The organism is Helicobacteraceae bacterium, assembly GCA_031258155.1.
Lineage (GTDB): Bacteria > Campylobacterota > Campylobacteria > Campylobacterales > SZUA-545 > JAIRNH01.
In genome coordinates this window covers 1-24,895 of sequence record JAIRNH010000040.1, presented here as the reverse complement: position 1 = coordinate 24,895, position 24,895 = coordinate 1, and the positions used below count along the sequence as shown (strand labels likewise).

The 24,895-nt window shown below is 52.0% G+C and carries 20 protein-coding genes; 13 read left to right on the top strand and 7 right to left on the bottom strand.

Going from position 1 to position 24,895, the window contains the following annotated elements; translation table 11 throughout:
- The first annotated feature begins 68 nt into the window (after window positions 1-68).
- The gene (locus LBF86_05510) at window positions 69-1,499 is read left to right on the top strand and encodes a YdgA family protein (GenBank protein MDR0664962.1); all 1,431 of its coding nucleotides are present in this window, start codon (window positions 69-71) and stop codon (window positions 1,497-1,499) included.
- Between the two features lie 64 nt (window positions 1,500-1,563).
- On the opposite strand, the gene LBF86_05505 is transcribed toward LBF86_05510, so the two are convergent.
- The 7 genes from LBF86_05505 to lnt all read right to left on the bottom strand — a co-directional run bounded on the left by LBF86_05505 (window position 1,564) and on the right by lnt (window position 11,536).
- Window positions 1,564-2,286, bottom strand: a complete 723-nt coding sequence (locus LBF86_05505; protein MDR0664961.1) for a PAS domain-containing protein — start codon at window positions 2,284-2,286, stop codon at window positions 1,564-1,566.
- On the bottom strand, window positions 2,276-3,022 hold the full coding sequence (locus LBF86_05500; protein ID MDR0664960.1) for a sigma 54-interacting transcriptional regulator: 747 nt from the start codon (window positions 3,020-3,022) through the stop codon (window positions 2,276-2,278). Before LBF86_05500 ends, LBF86_05505 begins: the two co-directional genes overlap by 11 nt.
- On the bottom strand, window positions 3,019-4,188 hold the full coding sequence (locus LBF86_05495; GenBank protein MDR0664959.1) for a pyridoxal phosphate-dependent aminotransferase: 1,170 nt from the start codon (window positions 4,186-4,188) through the stop codon (window positions 3,019-3,021). The genes LBF86_05500 and LBF86_05495 overlap by 4 nt, the downstream gene beginning before the upstream one ends.
- An 878-nt stretch (window positions 4,189-5,066) precedes the next feature.
- Window positions 5,067-6,185 carry a glycosyltransferase family 4 protein gene (locus tag LBF86_05490; protein MDR0664958.1) on the bottom strand — a complete coding sequence of 373 codons (1,119 nt, stop codon included), beginning with the start codon at window positions 6,183-6,185 and terminating at the stop codon, window positions 5,067-5,069.
- A complete protein-coding gene (gene asnB / locus LBF86_05485; GenBank protein MDR0664957.1) occupies window positions 6,155-7,939 on the bottom strand; it encodes an asparagine synthase (glutamine-hydrolyzing) in 1,785 nt (594 codons plus the stop codon). Before asnB ends, LBF86_05490 begins: the two co-directional genes overlap by 31 nt.
- On the bottom strand, window positions 7,939-10,155 hold the full coding sequence (locus tag LBF86_05480; GenBank protein MDR0664956.1) for a peptide transporter: 2,217 nt from the start codon (window positions 10,153-10,155) through the stop codon (window positions 7,939-7,941). Before LBF86_05480 ends, asnB begins: the two co-directional genes overlap by 1 nt.
- A gap of 124 nt (window positions 10,156-10,279) precedes the next feature.
- Window positions 10,280-11,536 (bottom strand): apolipoprotein N-acyltransferase, encoded by a 1,257-nt coding sequence (lnt, locus tag LBF86_05475; protein MDR0664955.1) that lies wholly within the window; start codon window positions 11,534-11,536, stop codon window positions 10,280-10,282.
- Between lnt and yajC the strand changes: the two genes are divergently transcribed.
- From yajC to LBF86_05415, 12 genes are read left to right on the top strand one after another with little or no spacing between them, the layout of a single operon-like run.
- Window positions 11,535-11,843, top strand: coding sequence for a preprotein translocase subunit YajC (yajC, locus tag LBF86_05470; protein ID MDR0664954.1), 309 nt, complete (start codon window positions 11,535-11,537; stop codon window positions 11,841-11,843). The genes lnt and yajC overlap by 2 nt on opposite strands.
- Window positions 11,827-13,419, top strand: coding sequence for a protein translocase subunit SecD (gene secD / locus LBF86_05465; protein MDR0664953.1), 1,593 nt, complete (start codon window positions 11,827-11,829; stop codon window positions 13,417-13,419). The genes yajC and secD overlap by 17 nt, the downstream gene beginning before the upstream one ends.
- Window positions 13,412-14,374 carry a protein translocase subunit SecF gene (gene secF / locus LBF86_05460; GenBank protein ID MDR0664952.1) on the top strand — a complete coding sequence of 321 codons (963 nt, stop codon included), beginning with the start codon at window positions 13,412-13,414 and terminating at the stop codon, window positions 14,372-14,374. Before secD ends, secF begins: the two co-directional genes overlap by 8 nt.
- Before the next feature lies 1 nt (window position 14,375).
- Window positions 14,376-14,714, top strand: coding sequence for a DUF6394 family protein (locus LBF86_05455; GenBank protein MDR0664951.1), 339 nt, complete (start codon window positions 14,376-14,378; stop codon window positions 14,712-14,714).
- Complete coding sequence (gene leuS, locus LBF86_05450; GenBank protein MDR0664950.1) at window positions 14,714-17,158, top strand: leucine--tRNA ligase; 2,445 nt, start codon at window positions 14,714-14,716, stop codon at window positions 17,156-17,158. Before LBF86_05455 ends, leuS begins: the two co-directional genes overlap by 1 nt.
- Window positions 17,155-17,649 (top strand): LPS assembly lipoprotein LptE, encoded by a 495-nt coding sequence (gene lptE, locus LBF86_05445; protein MDR0664949.1) that lies wholly within the window; start codon window positions 17,155-17,157, stop codon window positions 17,647-17,649. The genes leuS and lptE overlap by 4 nt, the downstream gene beginning before the upstream one ends.
- Entirely contained in the window at window positions 17,649-19,037 is a 1,389-nt protein-coding gene (locus LBF86_05440) for a diguanylate cyclase (GenBank protein ID MDR0664948.1), read from the top strand. Before lptE ends, LBF86_05440 begins: the two co-directional genes overlap by 1 nt.
- Entirely contained in the window at window positions 19,034-20,173 is a 1,140-nt protein-coding gene (locus LBF86_05435; GenBank protein ID MDR0664947.1) for a bifunctional folylpolyglutamate synthase/dihydrofolate synthase, read from the top strand. The genes LBF86_05440 and LBF86_05435 overlap by 4 nt, the downstream gene beginning before the upstream one ends.
- Window positions 20,163-21,134, top strand: a complete 972-nt coding sequence (locus LBF86_05430; GenBank protein MDR0664946.1) for a M23 family metallopeptidase — start codon at window positions 20,163-20,165, stop codon at window positions 21,132-21,134. The genes LBF86_05435 and LBF86_05430 overlap by 11 nt, the downstream gene beginning before the upstream one ends.
- The gene (locus tag LBF86_05425; GenBank protein ID MDR0664945.1) at window positions 21,035-21,412 is read left to right on the top strand and encodes a polymer-forming cytoskeletal protein; all 378 of its coding nucleotides are present in this window, start codon (window positions 21,035-21,037) and stop codon (window positions 21,410-21,412) included. Before LBF86_05430 ends, LBF86_05425 begins: the two co-directional genes overlap by 100 nt.
- A gap of 6 nt (window positions 21,413-21,418) precedes the next feature.
- On the top strand, window positions 21,419-24,451 hold the full coding sequence (locus LBF86_05420) for a DEAD/DEAH box helicase (protein ID MDR0664944.1): 3,033 nt from the start codon (window positions 21,419-21,421) through the stop codon (window positions 24,449-24,451).
- Window positions 24,452-24,485: 34 nt separating this feature from the next.
- Complete coding sequence (locus LBF86_05415; protein MDR0664943.1) at window positions 24,486-24,668, top strand: hypothetical protein; 183 nt, start codon at window positions 24,486-24,488, stop codon at window positions 24,666-24,668.
- Window positions 24,669-24,895 lie beyond the last annotated feature (227 nt).

Below are 24,895 nucleotides of genomic sequence, written 5' to 3'. Positions count from 1 at the left end.
CTTACTTAAGCCATGAAAATTAGTTTTATTTGATATACTGCCGTCAAAATTCAAAGGCAAGGATTGTAATGAAGAAAATTCTCGCGGCCGCGATTATCGCCGTCGCCGTTATCGCAATTGTCGCCCCGATCGTTTCGGGGCTTGTTATGAGCAGAGCGCTTGATTTTGAAAAGCTCAACGCTAAATTAGCCCAACAGCTTGGTAGCGAAGGGCAACTTGAGTTTCGGCAGCTTAGCTACGACAAAAGTTTGTTTGGCGCCAAGCTCGTCTATGCGGTTACGGGCGACCTCTTTGACGGGCATAGCATGCTTGAGATTGAATCGGACGTTTCCTTTGGTTGGTATCTGACGAGCGACTCTCCGTTTGTGGCGCTTTTCAAAAGCCGCGACGCGGTTCGCATAAGCGGCGAGGCGCTTGAATCCATTCGCGACGAGTTGCCCGACGCGATCAAAGACGGCGTTTTACTGGAGGGCGAAAGCGCGGGCATTCCATACTTGCTAACTAGCGGCAAATACGCTACCCGCGATATATCCTATGAACGCGGAAGCAATTCCTTACAGATCAAACCCTTAACAATCGATATAAGCGTAAAGGGCAAATCGGATATTAGCCTTACCGCCGAGCAACCGTATATCGAGTTTAAAGAGGGTAAAGAAAACTTCAAGATAAGCGAGATCGCGCTAAAAACGAACGGGGATTTATCCGGTCGCTTAGATAAAGACAGCGAAGCCGAATTTACCATCGCCAAAATCGACATAAACGTCAACCGCAGGGGCGGCTCCGCTCATCCAAGCGTCGATAATCTGAAAATAAAAAGCGCCCAAAAGGTAAAAGGCGGTTTGATAGACAGCGTTGTGGAGTTCTCGGCTGATAAGTTCAGCCTCTTGGGCGTCAAAAACGCTCTACCCGATCAGCAAGACATAATCGTGGATAAGCCTTATTTCGCCTTTTCTATCGTAAAAGCGGACGCGAAAACGCTCGAAGAGATACAAAAGCGCATAGAGGTTATTCAGTCGCGGCAGGCAAACAATCGGAGGGCGGACGAGGAAATTTTTGGCTTAGTTCCGGATATAATTGCCGTGTTCGATAAAGGGGCGATTTTTTCAAATACGATCAGTTTTTCGCTCAACGACGCGCCGGTTAATTATTACGCGACGCTAACGACCGATCCGCAAGTAACGCTTCCGGCGTTTAACCTATCGAAGGATTACATCAATAGTCTGACGGGCAAATTGATAATCGACGTTAATCTATCCGTTCATCAAACGGCGCTAGGATTGTTAGAAGTTCCCGAGTTGTTTTTAGGCATGGCGGAGGCAAGCGGCTTCATTAAGAGAGACGGCGACGTCTGGAAGTCCGAGGCGCATTTTGAGAAAGACCAATGGAACATTCATGGCGAACCGCTTCCATTCAAAGGACTATTTCCGGAACAAACGCGTCAGTATGACGATTATGAGGACGACTACGAGGACGATTACGACGAGTTCGAGCTGGACTAACCGTCGCGCCTAAACTTCGCCCCCTCCCCCTTGCGCTTTATCCGCGCGGGGGAGCGGCGCGCGATTAGTTGATTACGAGCGGAACTTCAAGCGTGGCGCTATCCGACTCAAACGAAGCGGCTATATTGATGCCGTTTGAAAGCGCGTCGATTGTATCGTCGTAATCGGCGATTCTGGGCGCGCCGCTTACCCTAAGCTCGACTAGCTGATACTTTTCGCCTCCGGCGCGTAAAAACTCGCCCGCCTTTAGCTTGAGCGAAGTGGCGATCAGTTTACATTTTGGATCGAACCCGTCGTAGATTTTTCTTAAAATCTTTGTAAAATCATTTTGCGAGAGCTTAAACTCCGGAATCGCGGGGTCAAATTCGTTGCGGAACAAAGCCGCTTGCAAACGCCCTTTAGCAAGCGAAATCGCGATGTCGATCAGCACGTAGATATTGGTTTGATTGCAATTTTTCATCTTTTCGATAGCGCTCTCTCTAATCGCAGGCGCTTGATATAGTTTGATGCCAATCGAGTTTTCGTCCTCGTAGCCTACCGTGATCGCGAAAAAATGAAACTTGCCAAAATTAAGCGGCATAAAGGTGGTTTTATAGCCGAAATCGATCGACGCGTAAGAAAGCGCCAGATCGTTGAAGGTTCTAATCGGTTCGTAGCCGCTTAAAAGCTCGGCGGATCGGTTCAGATACGTTACGATCCCGTTTTGGTTGAACACAAAAAACGGATTGTAGTCGTATTCCATCCAGTTGCGATAGCGCGAGCCGTCTAGCTCAATCTCAGAGTTCAATTCCAAGCCCATTGATCTTCTTTCTTAGCGTGTTTCTGTTAAGTCCGAGCGCGTTTGCGAGCCTTAGCTGCGATCGGTATTTGTCAAGTCCGGCTAGAATTAGCGGTTTGTCGTATAGATAAGCGTAATCGCGGTAGATATTAACGCCGACGCCGGTTTCGTTCATTTTGCCGCGCAAAAACCGCTCCATAATCGTTAGCAACTCCTTTTCGCCAATGCCGTCGAACAGCAAATACGAATAGACCGCGCGGCGAAGCGAGTGCGCGTTATCGCTCAGATCCGCGTCTAAAGCGTCGAGATTTATATCAATATCCAGCGTTAAGATCGCCTTCGCCTCGTCTAGGAACGCCCGCGCCAGCGCGGGAACGTCTTTCGGGCGCTCTCTAAGCGGCGGCAAGCGAAGCGTAAAGCCAAAAAAGCGATCGATAACGCTCTGATCGATTGTCGCCGAAGAGGTCGCCACGATACGTTTGCCGTCTAGCTCCAACCGACCGACTTTCGAGAGGCGATCAAAGTTTTCTATAATCAGCGATTCCGACCGCGCCAATAGTTGCTCTACGTCCTCTTCGTTTTCTCCGTCCGCGATCGCCGCGTTTGGCAGAATCTCTTTCGCGAGCGTCGTTTTGCCGACGCCTCCCTCGCCCGTTATCAATACGTTAATATCTAGCGATTTGACTAAAACGGCGGTTTTAGCAATCTCTTGCGTGCTGTTTTCCGCAGCTATAAAACCGCTCATCGCCGATATCCGCGAACAAACGCCGAGATTTTTTCGATCCCCGCTTCAATGTTGGCTTCGCTTGCGGCGAAACTCATTCTGAAATAGCCCTCTTGCAAAAATCCGGCGCCCGGCACCGTAGCCACACCCGTCGTTTCAAGCAGTTTCATGCAAAATTTCATGGAATCCTTCTCAATCGCTTCGTGCGAGACGAAAAGATAAAACGCTCCTTGCGCCAAAATCGGCTTTAGCCCGTCGATTTTACCCAGCAGCCTAAGCGCCAGATCGCGGCGCTTTTCAAACCTTTGGCGCATCGCCTCTATATCGCCGTCCGCTCGTCCGTCAAGCGCGGCGATCGCCGCTTTTTGGACGATTGAACAGGCGTTTGTGGTCGATTGGCTCTGCAACTTAGCGACGGCTTTTGCGATTTCGCCGTTCGCGGCGGCAAAATAACCGAGTCGCCAGCCGGTCATAGCGACGGATTTCGACAATCCGTTGACCGTGATCGTTCTACTAAACAGATCGTCGCTCGCGGACGCGCTCGATGCGAATTTCACGCCGTAAACTAACTTTTCGTAGATTTCGTCGCTCACCACGAACGCGCCGCTACTCTTTAAGACTTCGCCCAAAGCGGCGATCTCCTCGCGGCTATAAACCGATCCGGTAGGATTCGACGGCGAGCCGATCACGACGATTTTCGTTTTATCCGTAAGCGCCGCCGCTAACTCGTCGGGGGTTATCTTGAAATCGTTTTGCGCTAACGTAGGAACTATTACAGCTTTGCCGCCGTGATAGCGCGCTATTTCGGGGTAGCTCACCCACGCTGGCGCGGGGATTATAACTTCGTCGCCGCGATCGATCAAAACCGCGAAGATCTGAAAAAGCGAATGCTTAGCGCCGCTGCTAACCACGATATTTTTAGGAGAGTAATTTAAGCCGTTGTCTCTTTTTAGTTTACCCGCGATCGCCTCTCTCAACTCGTCGATACCGGCGACGGCGGTATATTTGTTGAACGCGCCGTTAATCGCCGCGATCGCCGCCTCTTTAACGACCTGCGGCACGTCAAAATCAGGTTCGCCAGCCGAAAAGTTTATCGACTCTCGACCGGCGGCTTTAAGCTCGCGCGCTTTTTGCGCGATAGCCAGAGTCAGCGATTCCTCCATTAGGGAAATACGCTCCGATAGGATCATAACCGTCCTTTTACGCAAAGATTTAGATGAAAATATAACCAAACGCCGCTAAATCCGCCTATTTTTTAATCCACAAACGATTAAAACGCGTCTAAATTGCGGGCGACAAATTACGAAAACGCCGCGATGGTATAACCTGCGCCGCTTATGTTATCCGCGCCAATCCGCGAGGCGAAAAAAGCGGGCGCGAGCGAGTAGGATTTTGCGTATCGAGGCAAGGCTGGCAAACCGCTAAAAACGGCGTTTGAGTTTTTTTTGGCGAGGATAGTTTTGCAAAGGCGCGAAACCGCGCGCGGTTACTCAAAACGTAGCGCTAGAGCGAAAAAGCGCCGAAATAACCCGATAGGGTTGGTATCCGCGCTTTTATCATTTTCGCTTTTCCGTCATACCCAGCGCGGAGCGCGCGCTACCGCCCCTAATCGCGCAGGATTGCGGGAATTCAATAAAAACAAACGCGAACCTCCGTCATTCCCGCGAAGCGCCTGTGCGGATAGGAGCGCAAGGCGGGCGGGATTACGGAAATCCACACTCTTGTCATACCCGCTAAAGCGGGAACCCATACCAACGATCATTAAAGGATAGATGCCCGCCTTCCTCCGCAATTGAGGGCAGAAAAACCGCCCTATAGCTCCGCGCGGGTATGACGAATATCTTGCGCGGAAGCGAATAAGAGGGGCGGAAATGGCGGGGAGCATGGAATGACGAGAAGAAGCGCGAACATTGGGCGTTCCCCTGTTCGTTTTTGGTTTGGTTGATCGTTGGGTTGCTTTGAGGCTTTGGATATTAAAGCGCCGCGCGATTATTGGTCGGTCTTTTGTCTCGTATGCTTGCCGCGAAAAGCTGAAACCGCCGCCTATTCGACGACGGTTTTGCGACTAGCCATAGAGCGTCAGATAGCGTTTTATAACGATATTAACGTCAAATAGTTTTTCGGCGCGTTCGCGGGCGGCTTCGCCCATCTTTTTTCGCAAGGTTTTATCCGCGACCAATCGCTCGATCGCCTTTTCGATCGCCTCCGCGTCGCCTACGGGGACTAAAATGCCCGTTACGCCGTTTTCAATCGCGTCGCGGCAACCGATCGCGTCGGTCGTTACGACGGGCAGACTCATGGCTTGCGCCTCTAAAACGGCGCGTGGCATACCCTCCCGATAGCTTGGCAGAACAAAAATATCGGCGCGATCATAGTATGGTTTTACCTCTTTTTGCTCGCCTTCAAAAACCGCGATCGACTCGTATTCGCTAAAAGCCTCGCCGCTCGCGTTAAAAAGGTTACCCTTGTCGCCGCCGCCGACGATAATAAACTTGATCTTTTCGCCAAACTTTCTCTTTAGATTTCTCGCCGCTTCTAATAGTTCGAATATCCCTTTGTGTTTAATAAGCCGCCCTACGAATAGAACGGCGATCGCGTTATCGTTTTTCGCTTCGGGCGATTTTCGCCAGTAGTTAATATCCACGCCGCTAGAGCCGATTAGCAAAACCTTATATTTTTTGGCGATCTTTTTATCGACAAATAGATTAAGATCGTCGTTGTTTTGAAATAAAATTTTTACGCAAAGCTTCGCGCATATCTTATAGCCAAACAGGATAATAGCTCTAAGCGCTTTCGATTTTAGCGAGTTATCCGCAAAAAACGATCCAAGCCCCGTTACCGCGCAGTAAATATTCTTTACGCCAGCGATTTTGCCCGCGATCGCGCCGTAAATATTGGGTTTTGCCGTAAAACACTGCAAAATATCGGGCTTGATTTTTTTTAACGCTTTGCTAATACGAAAAATAACCGCCGCCTCCGCAAAGGGATTTAGCCCCGATCGGTTGATCTTGTAGTCGATATGCTCCACGCCAAACTCGGCGAATTTGGCGCTATATTCCCCGCTTGGAACAAGCGCTACAACCCGCCAACCAGAGCGCGCCAGAGCGCGCATAATCGGCAGGCGAAAGAGATATAGGTTGCCGTCGAAATGGCTTAAAAAGACGATAGTCTGTTTTTGTTCCATACCTCGAAACAAAAGAGCGTCCAAAGCGCTTTTGCTCTCTCCTCGCGTCCAAGCGGCGCGTTTAACGCGCTCGCGTCTAAAAAGTCGCGCCAAAAGGCGTTTGGCGAGCAAACTAGATCGCTTATTTGCTCGTTAAGATCGTTTTCGACCCACTCGGCAAGCGGAACCTCAAAGCCGCGTTTTGGCGCGTTAGCGACGCGATCGCCAAGCCGTTTTTGGGCTAGTCGGCGCAAAATATATTTAGTTTTCGTTCCTTTGATTTTAAGACGATCGTCGATTAGCGGCGCTAGATACGCCAGATCGCGGCTTAGAAACGGACTTCTCGTTTCCAAAGCGACGGACATCGCGGCGATGTCCATTTTCGGCAGCAGATCGCCAAACAGTAGCAGCGCCTGATCGCTTACCAACGCTAAAGCAAGCGGCGTAAGTTGCGGCAAGGTTTGCAGAAAATCGGCGATCTCGACCGCTACGGGATTATCGGGGTTAAACTCCAGCGGGATCGCCGATCGCGTTTTGCGCCAAAACTCCAGCGGAGTTTTCGCGTTCGCGCTATCGAGCAAACGGTATAGATAGTTATAACCGCTCAATTTTGTTCTAGGTTTTGGCAGCAGTTTCGCCAAAAAACTAAAACGGCGAGCGGAGGGAAACCAGCCGTTTGCTATCGGAACATAGCGGCGATAACCGGCGAACAGCTCGTCCGCGCCGTCGCCGTTTAGCGCGACCTTGACATGCTCTCGCGCCGCTTTCGCCACGTAGAAACTAGGGATCGCCGAGCTGTCCGAAAACGGCTCGCCATACCTCGATAGTATGCTCTCTATATCCTCCTTTAGGCTTGAGGCTACGTCGATCGTCGTATGGTTGGAGCCGATTATTTTGGCGATCGCTTCGGCTTGCGGCGATTCGTCGAAGCCGCCTTTGAAGCGGACGGTAAAGGTCTTTAGATCGGCTCGCTCCTTCGCGGCGTAGTAGCTTACAAGAGAGCTGTCGATCCCGCCGCTAAGAAACGATCCAACCTCTACGTCGCTGGATTCTAGGCGGCTTTTGACGCTTTGGCTTAGCGCCGCCTCGATCCTCTCGATCGCCTCGTTTTCGTCGGTCAGTTTAATGTCGTAAAGATCGGCGGCTACAAAGAAACGTCTCGCCTCAATATCGAAGGTATCTAGCCGCAACTTCAACCACGATCCGGCGTTTAGCTTGAAAACTTCCTTATAAACGGAGCGCTCAAAAGGGATAAATCCAAGTCCGAAATACGCCTCCGCCGCGCCGCGATCAACGCTGAAATTCGCTATCGCCGTTAGCGCGTTGATCTCGCTCGCAAACATAAACCCGTTGTGAAACGAGTAGTAAAGCGGCTTTTTGCCGTAACGATCGCGCGCTAAAAAAAGCGTTTTGTCGCGCCTATTGTAGATCGCGAAAGCGAACATTCCGTCTATCTCGTCGAGCGCTTTCGCTCCGCGATCTTCAAATAGCGCCAACAGCGTTTCGGTGTCGCTTCTGGTTTTGAAGTCCGCCTTTAGGCTTTTGCGAAGCGCTAGATGGTTGTATATTTCGCCGTTAAAGACGATCGTCAGCTCGCCCCTAGTCATCGGCTGAACGCCAAGCGCTATATCTTGAACGCTAAGGCGGCGATGAACCAGCGTAATCAGATCGCCCTCAAAAACGCCGCTGTCGTCGGGACCTCTATGCGCTAAAGCCTTGAGGAGCGTTTGCGCTTTTTGGGCGTTTGGCTCGTAAAATCCCGCTATGCCGCACACTAAATCAATACCCGATAGATTTTCATCAACGGCGATGAGACGACCAGCTCAAATAGGTTGCGATCGTAATTTTCCAGCGCGAATAGCTGAACAAAAACGCAGTTAAGCGCCCGATCGTCCACAACCCAGAAACTACCGGTCGATATGTTCGCGATAACGGAGAGAGAGCCGTTTGGGTGCGCCGTCTGCGAACGCGCGAAAGAGCGCCCGTTTTGATCGACGCCGATCGCGTAAAAGTATTTGATCGGAGCCTTTTGCGCTCCAATTTGCGCCATTCCCGTTCTCTTATCCAGCGTTACGCCGTTTGTGAGGGTAATTATGTTGTTTTGATCGGAAATCACTAAAGCGTTCATAAAAAACGGCGGCGCGAACTGTCTGCCGGTCGCGAGATCGAGCGACGAGAAGCGCGAGACGGCGCCAAATATCTCGCCCATTCTATTCGGCAAGACAAGATAAATTTCGCGGCTCTTTGGAGGAGCGGCGACGTCGGCGAGGTTTAGCAGGAAGCGATCGGGGCTAGTTTCGTTGTAATCGGCGAGCATAAGAGCCATTATGGGTCTGGAGAGGTTTCGCTCGTCTATCTGCTTTTCGGTGTATTCGACCGCAAGCCGCGCCATTTTCGCGGCGGCTAGTTGATTGTCCGTCGTTAGGATAAAGCTGGGCGCGAAATTGTCCGAGCCGCTATGTTTGCCGCCGTCCGCGAGCGTTTTCGCGTATGAGTAGTAGCGAATAGGATAGCCGTAATCCCACCAACTGATCGCGTAATCCTTTCGCGGCTCGATTCGCTCCTTTAGTTTATCCAACGCCTCGACCTCGAACGAGTAAAAGACGGTCGGCATTCTATAGTCGTAGATGTGCGCTAGATGCGGCAGGAGCGCCAAAACGCTTAGCGCCGCTATTAGCGCGTAGCGCATGCGGCGGTTTTCAACGATATTCGCGGCTAAAAAGATAAGATAGCTTAATCCAAGCGCCAGAACGGGGACGGCGTAGATGGTAAATCGCAGCCCGCCGCCGCCTATATACCCCGGTATGCCGTACGCCATAAAGCCAAGCCCGACGAACGGCAGAGCGATCAGCAAAACGGGAAATCTCGCAAACAGGACGATCGTTCCTATAACGGCGAGGATAAAAGCCGCCGTATGAGCGCTAATGCGCGAGGCAAACTCGCTAAAGGGTATCTCTCCGGCTTCTCTAACCGTTTGCGCCACGTTGAAAAAATGCAACGCTCCAACCTCGTCGTTGATCGCGGAGGTTGTATCGCGGATTATGTATCCCGAAAACTGATGCCAAAAATGAGAGATTACGCCGCTAAAATAAAGCGCCGCGATAAGCGCGATCGCTACGAGCGGTAGCAAAACCGATAATCGATCGGTCTGCTCTTTGTATTTTACAAACGCGGCGAAAACGACGGCGATCGCCGCGAAAGCGATTAAGCCGTAACGCACGGCGATTACTCCAAGCGCGAGAAAGATAAGCAGCTTGTAGTTATACGCTTCGGACCTCCTTGCCGCGGCGTCTCGTTCTTGTCGCGACGGCTTCGCTCTTACGCGAGCGACTAGGGCATAAAGCGTCAAAACGAACGCCATGCCGAAAATAAGCAGTTGCGAGTTTGGGTAATACCAGATGCTTGCAAACGCGAACAGAGCGCTTAAAAGCGGATAGATCGCCTTTTGAGAGCGTATCCCCGCGATCAGCGCGTATAGGACGAATACGGGCAGAACCAAAACTAGCATATCGTCGTCGTAATAGCCGATCATCGTGCGGTTGTAGTAGCTCCACGCGACAACGCTAAGCGCCGCCGCGACAAATCCTACAAGCGTATGATTTAGAGCGCGACCGATAAGGACGACGGGGATCGCTAACAGACTGCCTATAAACGCGGGCATATATAGGATCAGCGTCTCAAACGAGATAAACGGCAGACATTTCGCTAAGAACGCCGTGATAATCGGCAACCCCCGCGTTGTAGGGCTTAGCTCGTCTATTACGTCCGGTTTTTCCAGCAGATCGCGCGCGCCCTCCGCCCAGTAGTAGCCGTCGTTGGTGTTGATCATAAATTGACCAAGCCAGTAAAACTCGTTTGCGTCGGCGAAAACAAATATCCAAAAAAGACGGCATACCACGCCGAAAACCCAAGCGATAAAAACTAGCGCGATAAGCGTCTTGAAACCGACGCGATCCTCTTTCGCGCTCAAAAAATCGGCGACAACGTTCATAACGATCCTTTAGCGATCAAAATCGCAAGCTTAGCGACTATCCGCTTTTGCGGCTTTTGCCAAACGCCCGCTCATTTTACGCCGCTTATTTCGCCTATCATAGCCGCTTTGCGCGCGTTTATAGCTATTCGACGACTTCGGAGGGGCTTTGGTTGGAGCTGTGCCAGATGATTTTTCCGTAGCGTCTAGCGTAGAGACGCATCAGCAGTTTTTGTAGCGTCGGCTCTACGGAGGGGACAAACCAGCCGTTGTTGGAGACGGCGATCATATAGGGCGGAGCGTCGCGATACATAGCCTCGATCGCCGCCTCGTAACAGATCGCGGCGCGAAAGCGATAGCCGCCTATCGTAAAGTCCGTCGGCTCGCTCGCCTGCGCGTAATCGATCGCGTCGTCGAAAAACAGCCTATTTATAAACCTGCCCGCCCAAGACGGCAACGGGCTCGCCTCGCCAAACGGCACGAGAAAAACCTTATCGGCGATCGCGTATCGCCCGTCTTTGAAAATATACGCGCCGTTATAGGGGGTATGGTTTTTCAGGCTCAGCCCGCCCGTTACGATCGCGATCGAAAAACTTCTCGTTAGCAACGCGTCCAACATCTCCTCCTCGCGGTTTAAGAAGGCGGCAAACGCCGCTTCGGGCAGAACAATCATATCCGCTTCCCGCGCGATCGCGTCGTCGATCAGCTCGAAAACCTCGGTAATTTGCCTAGGCAGATCGCTTTTTTGCCACTTTATCGATTGATCGATATTAGTGTTGGCGAGTATAATCGACAGATTTGGCGGTTTAGGCGCCGTTGGCGTTGGCAAAAACAAAGCCGCGGCAAACCCGATCGGGGCGATCGTTAAATACAGGGCGCGTCTTTTTTTGGCGCGTATTACCAGACAATAGATCGCCAAAACAAGAAGCGGATACGCCGCGCGATGAACGGAAAAATAACCGCTTCCCAAAATCAATTCCGGTTTGAACCACGCGAAACCAAACGGCTCGATAAGCCAAAACCCAAACGCGATCGCCGCCGCGCGCGCGTAGATCGGCAGCCACGCGTATATAAGAAAGATAACGGCGTAAATAAGCGCGATTGCAATCGCCGCGATCGGCGCTAAAAACGGGTATTCGGTATATAAAAAGCTAAGCCCAATCCACCAAAACCACAAAAGCGCCGTGAAAAATCCAAGCAAGAAGGCGGTTTTCTTATCCGCAAGCAGCCATATCGCCAGCCCAAAAACGGCAAAAGCCGAGTTTATAAGCCTAGCGTTAAGATCGATAGCCTCAATGTAAATGAAAACGCTCAGACATAAAGCGCCTAGCAAAGCGCTTATTAGCGCGCTTGTGTTAGGATTGCGCTTTCTAAAACCACGCAGTTTGTAAAGGATTTTCATGGACGCTTCAACCGCGACCGCCGCGCCGGGCATATTAAGTATGTTGTTGCCGCTGTTAGCCATGTTCGCCATTTTCTACGTTCTTCTGATCTATCCGCAACAACGCCAAGCTAAGAAGCATAAAGAGATGGTCAATTCGCTTCAAAGAGGCGATCGCATCGTTACCGTCGGCGGCATTCACGCCGAAGTGGTCAGAGCGGACGAAAACGAGGAGTTTATCCAAGTTGAAATTAGCAAAAACACAACGGTTCGTCTCGATCGCGCTTCGGTGTCAAAAAAAATAGAAGCCGATGTCGTTAAAAGTTAATTCGCGCCTCGTAATATTCGCCGTCGCGCTGTTATTCGGCTTAATTTTCAGCCTGCCGACATTCCTCAATCTCGACAAGGGCGCGAAGATCAATCTGGGGCTGGACCTGCAAGGCGGGCTTTATATGCTGCTTGGCGTGCATACCGACGAGGCGATCGCCAATCGCGTTAAAAGCGTGGCTAGCGGTATCGACGCTTTCGCCGAGCAGAACGATATTTTAATCGACGGCTTGCGCTTCGACGAAACAAGCGTCTATTTTGAGCTGTTAGACGACAAGGCGAAAGGCAAAATAGACGACTATATAAAAAAGCTAAACGGGATAGTTTCAAGCGAGAGCGCCTCGCGTTACCTCCTTACGTTAAGCGACGCGGAAGCCAAGCTTGTGCGCTCCTCCTCCGTTTCGCAGGCGGTGGAGACCATCCGAAACCGCCTCGATCAATTCGGGCTTAGCGAGCCTACCGTGGCAAAACAGGGCGTCGATCAGATACTTGTGGAGTTGCCGGGTATCAAAACGGCGGAGGACGAACAGAGAGCTAGAAACCTGATCGCTCAAGCGGCGCATCTACAGATGATGGCGGTGGACGAGCAAAACATAGCCCGCGTTTCGGCGATGAGCGAAGCGGAGGCAAACGCGCTCGGCTCGACGATCTTGACGGACGTTTATGAACCGAACGTCCGCTACCTGCTCAAGCGTATTCCAATCTTAGACGGCGAGCGTCTATCCGACGCTAGAGTCGGGTTTGATCAGCAAACGAATCAGGCGGTGATTCATTTCACGCTGGACGGCGAAGGCGCGCGCGTCTTTGGCGATTTTAGCGGCAAAAACGTCGGCAAACGGCTGGCGATCGTCCTCGACGACAAGGTTTATAGCGCGCCGGTTATACGCGAAAGAATCGGCGGCGGGAGCGGACAGATCAGCGGCAGTTTTACTACGGAAACCGCAAGCGATCTAGCCATCGCGCTTAGAAGCGGATCGCTTAGCGCAAGCGTCGATATGCAAGAAAAGCGTAGCGTCGGACCATCGCTTGGCGAAGAGAGTATTAAAGCCAGCGCAATCGCGCTAATTAGCGGCTTTTTGATCGTGGCGCTGTTTATGATCTTTTACTACCGCGTCGCGGGACTAATCAGCGTGATTGCGCTATGCGTCAATCTATTTATGATCGTGGCGATTATGGCGTTTTTTGGCGCCACATTGACCCTGCCCGGCATGGTGGGCATTGTGCTTACGATCGGCATGGCGGTCGATGCGAACGTGATTATCAACGAGCGCGTAAAAGAGCTTTTGTTTGAGGGCAAAAGCGTTCTAAAGGCAATCGAACAGGGCTACGCCAACGCCTTTAGCGCGATTCTTGACGCGAATATCACGACGCTGATCGCCGCTGTCTCGTTATACGCTTACGGCACGGGACCGATCAAGGGCTTCGCGGTAACGCTTAGCGTCGGCATTTTATGCTCTATGCTCACGGCGATTGTCGGCACGAGAGGGATATTTGACGCGCTCTCAGGCAATATCAATTCAAAAAACGCGAAGTTTTATTTTTCTATTCCTAAAGGAGGGCGCGAAGCAAATGTTTAGTTTTACGCGCGTATATCCTTTTTCCAAATGGCAAAAGCCGACGCTGGTTTTTGTCTTCGCGCTTGTGATCGGCGCGATCGCGCTGATATTTCTAAAAACGCCTAATTACGGCATCGACTTTGCCGGCGGCACGGTAATTCAGGTTCGCTATCAAAGCGCGGCGCCGAAAGAGGCGATTGAATCGGCGTTAAAAGGCGGTATATTCGACGGCGCGCAGGTTCAGGAGTTCGGAAGCCCCGAAGAGATCGTTATCAAGGCTCGCGCCGCTAGCGACTCTATAGGTCTTGACGTAGGCGATCTTATGCGCGAAACCCTGAAAGACACGGGCGAGTTTGAGATTCGTAAAGCGGATATGGTAGGCGCGAAAGCGGGCGAGCAGTTAAGAACCGCCGGTATATTGGCGGTAACGGTTTCGCTAATTGGCATTCTTATCTATGTCGCGTTGCGCTTCGAGTGGCGCTTCGCGATCGCGGCTACGCTCTGCGCGATTCACGATATAACGCTTACCGTCGGCTTTATATTGCTGTTCGAGGTTCCGATCAATCTCGATATTTTAGCCGCGCTATTAACGGTGCTGGGCTATTCGTTAAACGATACGATCGTCGTGTTCGATCGCATAAGAGAGATTATGGGCAAAACGGGGGCGAGCAAACTAAGCGAAATAGTCGATCAAGCGCTCAGCCGCACAATCTCGCGCACAACGCTAACCTCGCTAACGACGCTGTTCGTGGTATTTGCCACCTACGCTTTTGGCGGCGAGGCGCTTAAGCCGCTTTCGCTCGTTCTGATCGCGGGCATTACAATCGGCACGCTTAGCTCGATATTTGTCGCGGCAAGCCTGCTTAATCCGCTGGGCGTAAGCGTCGGCGCGTGGAAAGCTAGAGAGGCTAGACGCGCGCAAATACGAGCCGAGAAAGCCAGAATGCGCGCTATGTATGAAAAAGGAGCCGTCTAAAATGGATTGGGGTAAAGTCGTATATGTATTTTTCACGCTGATGGGTCTTACCACGGCGGCAAGTTTTCTCTACTACAACGATCCGATGTATCTGTATATAGCGACGGGCGTAAATCTAATTTCCACGCTTTTGAAAGTGGGCGTGCGAAATTTGCTCGCGGCGGAGCTTATGGCGTCGTCCTTAGTGGCGGATTTGCACCTAATCCCCGCGTTTTTTACGCTGATGATCAGTCAAGATTTATCGGTCGCGATCGCGCTGACGATCGGCGCGGCGATCGCCAACGTCGTAACGGTCGTGCTGTTGCTGATCGAATCGTCGAGAGTTAAAGAAGACCTCTAATGCAACCCTATTCGCCAAGCGAGATCGAAGCCAAATGGCAAAAGCGCTGGGAGGAACAAGACGCTTTCGAGCCGATAGGCGGCGATAAACCGAAAAAATATATTCTCAGCATGTTTCCCTATCCGAGCGGGCGGATACACATGGGGCATGTGCGCAACTACGCCATCAGCGACGCTTTCGCGCGTCGTTATCGATCTAGCGGTTTTGACGTATTGCACCCGATGGGGTGGGATAGCTTCGGCATGCCCGCCGAAAACGCGGCGATCAAGCGCGGCATTCACCCCAAAAAATGGACTTACGATAATATTGATCAGATGCGCGGCGAGATGAAACGGCTAGGGCTAAGTTTCGCGTGGAAACGCGAGTTTGCCACCAGCGATCCGCTTTATACCAAGCACGAGCAGGCGCTATTTATCGATCTGTGGAATATGGGGCTAATCGAACGCAAAACGGGGTTGCTTAACTGGTGTCCTCGCGATCATACCGTGCTTGCCAACGAGCAGGTGATCGACGGCAAATGCTGGCGTTGCGACACGCCCGTCGTTTTGAAGGAGACGGGGCAGTATTATTTTAAGATTACCAAATACGCGTCAGAGCTGCTAGACGACTTAAAAAAACTTGAAGGCAAATGGCCTAATCAAGTGCTAACGATGCAAGAGAACTGGATCGGCAAAAGCGAGGGGCTGGAGTTTAGCTTCAAACTCGATCAGCCCTCGATCGACAAGTTAGGCGGCGCGATCGAAGAGTTTTCTGTTTTTACCACCCGCGCCGATACGATCTACGGCGTTACCTACTGCGCGCTCGCCCCAGAACACCCGATCGTTCGCAAACTACAGGAGCGCAAATCGCTCGAAAGTCAAGCGCTAGAGCTTGTGGCTAGGCTTCAGCGCACTCCGCCAAAGGATCGCGGCGGCGGCAAAAAAGAGGGCGTTTTTTTAGGTCTGAACGCGATCCACCCGCTCACGGGCGAAAAAACGCCGCTCTGGTGCGCCAATTTCGTTTTAAGCGAATACGGCGGCGGCGCGGTGATGAGCGTCCCCGCGCACGACTCGCGCGACTACGAGTTCGCGAAAATATACGATCTGCCGATTGTCCGCGTCGTCGCGCCGCTAAGCGGCGAAGCGCCGCTCGATACGGCTTTTACCGAAGACGGCGTATTGATAAACGGCGGCGATTTTACCAATTTGACGAGTTTTGAAGCCAGAAAGGCGATCGCCGCGCGCTTTGAGGCGCTTAACGTCGGAAAAAGCGTCGTCAATTATAAACTTAAAGACTGGGGCGTTTCGCGTCAGCGCTACTGGGGCGCGCCGATTCCGCTGATCGTATGCGATCGTTGCGGGATTGTCCCCGAAGAGAAAGTCAATCTGCCCGTTACTCTGCCCGACGACGTCGTTATCGACGGCGAAGGCAATCCGCTGGACAACCACCCGACCTTCAAAAACGCGATCTGCCCCAAATGCGGTGCGAAAGCTAGGCGCGAAACGGACACGATGGACACCTTTGTTCAGTCGAGCTGGTATTTTCTGCGCTACGCTACGCCGCCCGCGTTGTGGGAGAGCGTCGCGTTCGACGAAGCGAGCGCCGATCGCTATATGCCCGTCGATCTGTATATAGGCGGCATAGAACACGCCATTTTGCACCTCTTATACGCGCGGTTTTTTACAAAGGCGTTGCGCGACGCGGGGCATATCGCGATCGACGAGCCGTTTGGCGCGCTCTTGACGCAAGGCATGGTGCTAAAAGACGGCGCCAAGATGAGCAAATCTAAAGGCAATACGGTCGATCCCGACGATATGATTAAGCGCTTTGGCGCGGACGCGGTAAGAATGTTTATTCTCTTTGCCGCGCCGCCCGCTAAAGAGCTGGAGTGGAACGATAACGCGCTGGAAGGCTGCTTTCGTTTCCTTAACCGCCTATGGAACAACGCCCAAAAGGTTACGATCCATAATTTGCCGACAATCGATCATTTCGCGCTGACGGGCGCCGAAAAAACGGCGCGGCGCAAGGTCTATGAGGCGGCGCAAAAAAGCGAGGAGGTTTTTAGCAAAACCTACGCCTTCAACACCTTGATCGCCGCGTGCATGGAGGCGCTTAACGCGTTGCAAGATCAGGATAACAAAGAGGTTTGGAGCGAGGGCTACTTTGTGCTGACTACCCTGCTAGAGCCGATCGCGCCGCATATCTGCGCGGAGCTTTCGCAACGGCTGTTTCAGCGCGAGGTTTTTACGCCGATCGTTATTCTTAGAGAGGTTTTCGAGCTTGAGCGCGTAACCTACGCCGCGCAAATAAACGGCAAACTGCGCGGCGAGTTCGAGGTATCGGCTAGCGCCGATAACGCCGAAATTATCGACGCGGCGAAAAAAAGAGTCGGCGATCGCTTAAACGGCGAGATAGTTAAAGCGATCGTCGTGCCGAATAAACTGGTAAACTTCGTAGTCAAATGAGAGTCGCGTCGCTGATCTTATGCGCGATCTTCTCCGTTGGCTGCGGCTATAAAACCGCGTCGCATTATGCGCGCGAAACGCTAGGCGACACAATTTTCGCCGATATTCAGATCAATCGCGACGATCCGCAAAGCGCGCCTATTTTTATCGACGCTCTTAACGAGGCGATCGTCTCGCGCTTTGGTAAACGGCTGGTTTCCAGAGAGGAAGCGGATACGATCATAGAGATTACCGACGGAACTTACAGCGTTGCGTCGCTGCAAAAAGACGCCGACGGGTTTGTTATCCTGTATAGAGCGAGCGTTTCTATGAACGCGGTCGTTAATGGAGACAAGCTAAAAAACCGCCGTTTTACCGTCCAAGGCGAACGCGATTTCGCCGTAGAACCAAGTTCCGTCGTAAGCGACGCGGCAAAAAACGCGGCGGCTAGAGAAGCGGCGCTTAGAGCGCTGGATATGCTGATCGCCAATATAATGTTGCTTGGGCGCTAATGTCGTTATCGGAGACAATTAAAAATACGCTCGCCGTCTTTAGGGAGACCAAAGAGCCGATCACGCCCGATAACTACAGCCGCGTTTTTTGCGCGGAAGCTAAGAAGGCGGGGCTTGATCTGCCCGACTGCAACTTTGTCAAGCGATCGATAGCCAATCTCGCGCCGCCGCTTCAAGCGGACGCCGAAGCCTATCGCGTGCGCACAAAAGAGGAGCTTGTCATATTTTTAACTTCGCGGCTCAACCGCGCAATCGTTGCCGGCGGAGCGGACGCGTTTAGTTTAGCCTCGTCGATCATTCATAGCCTGCTAAGCGTTATAAGCGGCTTAAATATCGCTAATTTAAGCGCGGAAGCCAATTTCTCGCTAGAGCGCGATATATCCCGCCCGCTGATTTTGCAAGACGAGAAGAAACGCTGGAGCAAAATTGAAAAGCGCTTTGAGTCCGTGGACGACGGAGCGACGCCGAATCTGGCTAGAGCGGCGGGATTGTTCGCGCTCGCGTTGAGAAAAGCGACGATCGGCTCGGCTAACGAGGAGATTAAAGACGCAATCGCGCGGTTACGAAAAGACCCGTCGCTCTTAACCTCGCCCGCTTTTTTAAGCCGCGTCGAAGATCTGCTGTTTTACGCTAACGCCGAGCGCGTAGCCGGCGAGCGAACAAAAGAGCTTGAAGCGATGCTAAAAGAGTTTCAGGATAATCTAAACGCGCACAGCGTCCAAAGCGGCGAGTTAGAACAGGCGATCGCCCAAAGCGGCGAATTGGGCGAATCGCAGGGCTCGCTTAGAGCCGCGCTTACGGCGTTTGGACAGTCGCTTAAAGAGCGTTCAAAAACGATGAACGCCCTACAAAACAAAATCGCGATTTTAGAGGAACGGCTCGCAAAATCTCAAGAGGAGGCGCTAAGCGACGCGGCTACTAAAGCGCCCAACCGCCGCGCCGTCAACGCGCGGCTAGACGAATCCGAATCGTTGTTTGCCAAAAGCGGCGTCGATTACGCGGCGGCGTTTTTAGAAATCGACGGCTTCGATAACCTATTAAGCGATCTTGGTATCGGCAGCTCCGAAACGGTGCTGGGAATCGTAGCCGATTTCTTATCGCGCGCTTTGCCGCAAAACGCCTCTTACGGGCATTACGTCGGACACGCTTTTTTGGCGCTAATCTCCGCGCCGCTAAAGACGGAGCTTGAAACGGCTTTTAGCGCCCTCCTATCTAAAATGGCGTCCAAGCGGTTTATGTATGAAAGCCGTTCTTTTGCGGTAACGCTTAGCGTCGGCGCGGCGTTAAGATCCAAAAGCAAAAACGCAGCCGACTGTTTAAGCGCGGCGGACGCTTCGCTAAGGCTGGCAAAATTAAGCGGCGGCAACAACTATAAGGCGTCGTTGTGATCGGTTTGAAAGAGTTTTTGCTAAGCAAGGGCGAGGCGTATTCTAATATCGACGTAGAGCGAATGCCGCGTTTTTGGAGCGAATGCGCTCGTCTCTTTTCGCCGCCGCCGATCGTTCAGATTATCGGCACAAACGGCAAAGGCTCCACCGGCAGAATCCTAGCCGAATTTTGCCGCCAAAAACCGCTTAAGGTCGCGCACTACTCCTCGCCGCACCTTTTGAGCGTCAACGAGCGATTTTGGATCAACGGGGGGGACGCGAGCGACGCGGCGCTAAACGAAGCGCATAAAAGGCTGTTTGCCAAAATCGGCTTTAAGCGCGCCGAGCGCCTTAGCTATTTTGAATACGCGACGATTTTAGCGATAGAGCTATTTAGCGGTTGCGATCTAGCGATTATGGAGGCGGGGCTTGGCGGCGAATACGACGCGACAAGCGTTTTCCCATGCGAACTATTGCTGGTCGCGCCGATTGATTACGATCACCAACATATATTAGGCGATACGATCGAGGCGATCGCCGAAACCAAACTAAAGGCTATGCGATCTACGGCGATCTTAGCCAAGCAGAAACATAACGTAGTCTATGAGATCGCGGAGCGTATCGCGGCGCAAAAAAATCGGAAGCTACTAAGAGCGCTAGATTTAGCGCCTAGCGTCGATCATTTCGAGACCAAAGACAGCCCGCGCTTTATGGCGCTCAACCGCCAGCTCGCGTTTGCCGCCGCCGCCTATCTCAAGCTAAATCCAAGCGTAGCGCCGTTTAGAATCAATCCGTTGCGCGGCAGATTGACCAAGATCGCGCCCAATATCCATATAGACGTCGGGCATAACGCGGCGGCGGCGCGCGCGATTTTGGAGGAGTATCGCGACAAGCAAGTAACGCTTATCTATAATAGCTTTTCCGATAAAGACTACAAGGCGATTTTGCGTATTTTGAAACCTATGACGAAGCGGTGTTTATTGATAGGGCTAGATCACGCTCGCGCCGCCGAGCGCGAGGCGATCGTAAAGGCACTTGAAAGCGAAAAAATCGCGTGGGGCGAGTTTGACGGCGCGATCGACAAAAACGAGGAGTATTTAGCGTTTGGCGGTTTTAGCGTGGTAGAGGCGTTTTTGAAAGCGTGGAATGCGCGATAAAACCACGATCACCATCACCACTCTCGAGGGCTCGAAAAGCTTCACCGTAGGCGAGTTTGCCAAAAGTTTCGCGATCTACGCGCTAGCGCTCCTGCTTATCGTCGTCATAACGGGCGCGATCAGCATCTATTTTCTGCTTGGCGAAATGGAAAACTTCAATCGCCTTAAAGAGCAGCACAAAGCGCTTTTGATGACAAGCGCGAATTTTAAGGAAGCGATAGAGGAGAACAACGCCACTCTCTCGGAGCTTAGCGAAAAGATCGCCGATATAGAGCAGATCGCCGGATTAACTAACGACTTAGGCGACAAACCCTCCGCGAGTTTGGAGATGTCCGACAAACTCGATCTAGCGCGCGTTAGCTTAGCGGAAAGAATGCTTATGCTAAGAAGCGTTCCGAGCGGCATTCCGATCGAATACCGCGGCACGACAAGCGATTTCGGCTGGCGCTATCACCCGCTTAGGCGCACTCAGCGCGAGTTTCATACGGGAATCGATCTGCGCGCGCGCATGGGAACGCCGGTTTACGCCGCCGCCGACGGCGTAACGGAGCTAACTAGACAGAACCAAACCGTAGGCTACGGCAATCTAATAACGCTCGCGCACGCCTTTGGCTTCAAAACGCTATACGGGCATCTTGACCGCGTTTTGGTGCAACAGGGCGCTTTTGTAAAAAAAGGTCAACTTATCGCTTATTCAGGCAACACTGGGTATTCTAACGGACCCCATTTGCACTATGAGGTTCGTTACCTAAATAAACCGTTGGATCCTACGGCGTTTATGGAGTGGGATCTAAAAAGTTACGAAGCCATCTTCAGTAAGGAGAAAAAAGTTCAATGGGATTCGGTGGCAAAGGGAATAGCGTGGCAGTGGACACTTCTGGAACAACTATCGTCGCAAAAGGAACCAAGATTACAGGCACCGTCGAAGTCGAATGCAAACTTCACGTCGACGGACAAGTAGATGGGACAATTCGCTCGTCTAATATTGTAACCGTCGGTTCTTCGGGTAGCGTCAAAGGCGAGATTTACGCCGAAAAATTGGTCGTTAGCGGCGAATTGGAAGGCAACGCCGATTGCGCCAACGTGGAGATACTAGCCGGCGGTAAAATGAACGGCGATCTTGTATCCTCCAATCTGATCATAGAGGCGCAAGCGGTATTTGAGGGTTACAGCAAAATTCGCGTCGCCGGCGGCGCCGTTGGCAAGGGCAAAGGCGAACTTCAAAAATTAAAAGAGTAGCGCGGCTTGCATAAACCGCTTCCGCGCGCGGCGCATACCGCCGCCTCTTTATTTAGTTTCCTAAAAACCCGCCCGAACTTCGGCGGCGCGATCGTCAACGACGACAAAAGCGCCTACTGGTGCGCCGACGCGCTCAAGCTGCTTGGGCGGGAGGTTTTTGTCTTGCCCGATCTGCGCGCCAATTTCGGCGACGATCTGCGTAGCTATCAAGGCGAACTGATAGCCTTCAGCGAGGCTCTGGGCGGATTCTACGCGTCTAAAAATAACGATAAGTTTTTAATCGCGCCGATCGCCGCGATCGTCAAACCGTTGCCCGCTCCAACGCTATTTGGAAGCGCGACGCTTAACTTCGGCGACGAGATAGATATAGCTAAATTGCGGCAAAAGCTGATCGATTGGGGCTACGATATTGTCGATACGGTCGAGCAGAAAGGCGAGGCGAGCTTTCGCGGCGAGGCGATCGATATTTTCTGCGCGTCGTATGAAAACGCGATTAGAATTTTACTGGACAGAACGCAAATCGAGAGTATCCGCCGCATCGATATAGTTACGCAAAAAAGCGAGAAAAACGAACTTGAGAGCGTCGTTATCCGCCCCGCGCTTTTCGCGATCGAAGGCGATACGAGCCGCAAACTAAACGAACTGATAAAAAACGACGAATCCGACGCTTTTATCAAGGATATAATCGGCGTCGGGTTGTGGAAACTGCCCGCGCTAGGCTTATGCGTCGATTTTGCCGAAATCGCCGATTTTTGCGTCGCGGAGAATATCGACGACGAGCTAGACGAGATTTATATAAATCCGGATAATCTGCCGCCGCGCGAACGTATCGAGAAGTTGAAAAAAGCGCCGGAGATCGGAAACTATAAAGCGTTGCGCGCCGACGATCCTAAAACGTTAATAGCGTTTCATAAAAACAAGCGATCGATCGTGGCGTTGCGATACGAAACGCAGTTAAAAGCGCTCGGAATCGACGCGAAAGAGGCGACGCTGTTTTTCACCGATTCCGCGCTTTCGCTAATCGGCGCGAACGAGCTGATCGTCAGCTTAAATAAACCCTCTTGGCAAAAGAAACGGCGAAAAAATCCTACGCTGTTTTTGGACTCGCTTAGCGTCGGCGATCTAGTCGTTCATGAAAACTACGGCGTAGGGCGCTTTCTTGGGCTTGAGCAGGTTAATCTCTTGGGCGGCGCGCGCGATTTTGCGGCGATCGCCTATGCCGGCGACGATAAACTCTTACTGCCCGTCGAAAACCTGTATCTAATCGATCGTTTTGTGGCGCAAAGCGGCGCGGCGCCGATTCTCGATCGGCTTGGCAAAGGCGGTTTTGCGCGCATTAAAGAGGGCGCAAGAGCTAAGCTCTACGAGATTGCGAACGAAATTATTAGACGCGCGGCTACGCGAGAGGTGATCGACGCGCCAATTATCGAGATCGACGAAGGAGCTATCGAGCGTTTTCAAAACGACGCCGGTTTTGATTATACGGCGGATCAGGCGCGATCGATCGAGGAGATTTTTTCGGACTTGAAAAGCGGCAGACCGATGGATAGGCTGCTTAGCGGCGACGTGGGTTTTGGCAAAACCGAAGCGGCGATGAACGCGATCTTAGCGACGTATCAAGCCGGTTTTCAGGCGGCTATGATAGTCCCGACCACGTTGCTTAGCCATCAGCATCACGAGAGTTTGAAAAGCCGTTTCGCGCCGCAAGGAATCGAGGTTTATAGACTCGATCGCTTTGTTGACGCAAAAGAGAAAAAGGAGATTTTAGCGGGGCTAAAAAGCGGCGCGATCGGCGTCGTGGTAGGCACGCACGCGCTACTATCGGCGGAATTTAACCGCCTCGCGCTGATGGTGATCGACGAGGAACATAAATTCGGCGTCAAGCAAAAGGAGGCGCTAAAAGATAAATCCGCGCATATACATCTGCTCTCTATGTCCGCCACGCCGATTCCAAGAAGCCTTAATATGGCGCTTAGCCAAATCAAACAGATGAGTTCCATTCTTACGCCGCCGCTTGATCGCGAAGACGTGCGCACCATAGTGAAAAATTACGACGAAAAGGTCGTCAAAGAGGCGATCTTGCGTGAAATTAAGCGCGGCGGGCAGGTTTTTTACATATTCAACCGCATTGCCGGCATAGAGGGCAAAAAACGCGCGTTATTAGAGATTTTGCCAAACTTGAAAATCTTAGTTCTGCACTCAAAAGTCGCCGAAGAGGTAACGGAAAACGAGTTGCTGCGCTTTGAAAAAGGCGAATACGACGCGCTACTTTGCACGACGATTGTCGAATCTGGCATTCATCTGCCAAACGCCAACACGATTATTATCGACGGCGCGGATCGATTCGGCGTAGCCGATCTGCATCAGCTTCGCGGCAGAGTCGGGCGCTCCCGCAGGCAAGGTTACTGCTATTTTTTGATCGAGGACGAGGAAAGTTTGACTAGCGAGGCGAAAAAACGGCTTTTAGCGCTGGAAAACGCCTCGTATCTTGGAAGCGGATCGGCGCTGGCGTTTCACGATCTAGAGATTCGCGGCGGAGGCAATATCTTGGGCGCGGATCAGAGCGGGCATATCAAACAAATAGGCTACGGGCTATATCTCAAAATGCTAGAAGAGGCGCTTAGCGATCTAAACGGCGTTAAAAAAGAGAGTAAAAAAAACGCGGAAATTCGGCTGACGATCAAAGCCTATATCAGCAAAGAGCTAGTCGAGCAGGAACGTTTAAGACTCGATCTATACCGCCGCTTCGCGCAAGCGGATACGATCGAGGCGGTTTACGAGCTTGGCGGCGAGATTGCCGATCGCTTCGGCGCGGCGGACGCGCCAACGCGACGCTTTATCGATCTAATGGCAATCAAAACGCTTGCCGCCAAACGCGGCGTGTCGGTCGTCCAAAACTATCGGCATACTATAGCCTTCACGTTCCTTGACGGCGCGAAGCAGACCTTTTTAGCGCCTAGCGCGGACGACGACGATATAATCGCCGCCGCTATAAATCGTCTGCGATCGCAAACGGCGAGCCGAGATTTATGCGCGTAAGGGCGCTAACCGGTTTTTCCGCGCCAACGACGAGTTGCTAGAGGCGCAAAGCCTGCTCGCCAAAACCGAAGGGCTGTTTGTCTGTCCCGAAGGCGCGGCTACGCTTGCGGCGGCTTGGAAACTGCTTGAAAACGGCTGTTTGCTCAACGCGGGCAGCGGTCTGAAATATCCCGATACGATCGCAATCAACACGCCGCTGCTAAGCAAAGACGCTTAGCGTTTTACTGGGCAAGAAAAACTAATTTAAGCGGAGACGATCTGGCATTCGCTAATTTTGATTTCATCAAGAAAGGAGATTGCTTCAATGCGATTCGCTCAGTTTGGATCGATCCTTAATCCGTTATCGGAGGTCAAAAAAAAAGATTCCTCTCTCTCTCTCTACCAATAAACATACTCCTATGCCCGTCGAAGTAAAAAACGCTTCGGCTTCCGATCTGAAGATCG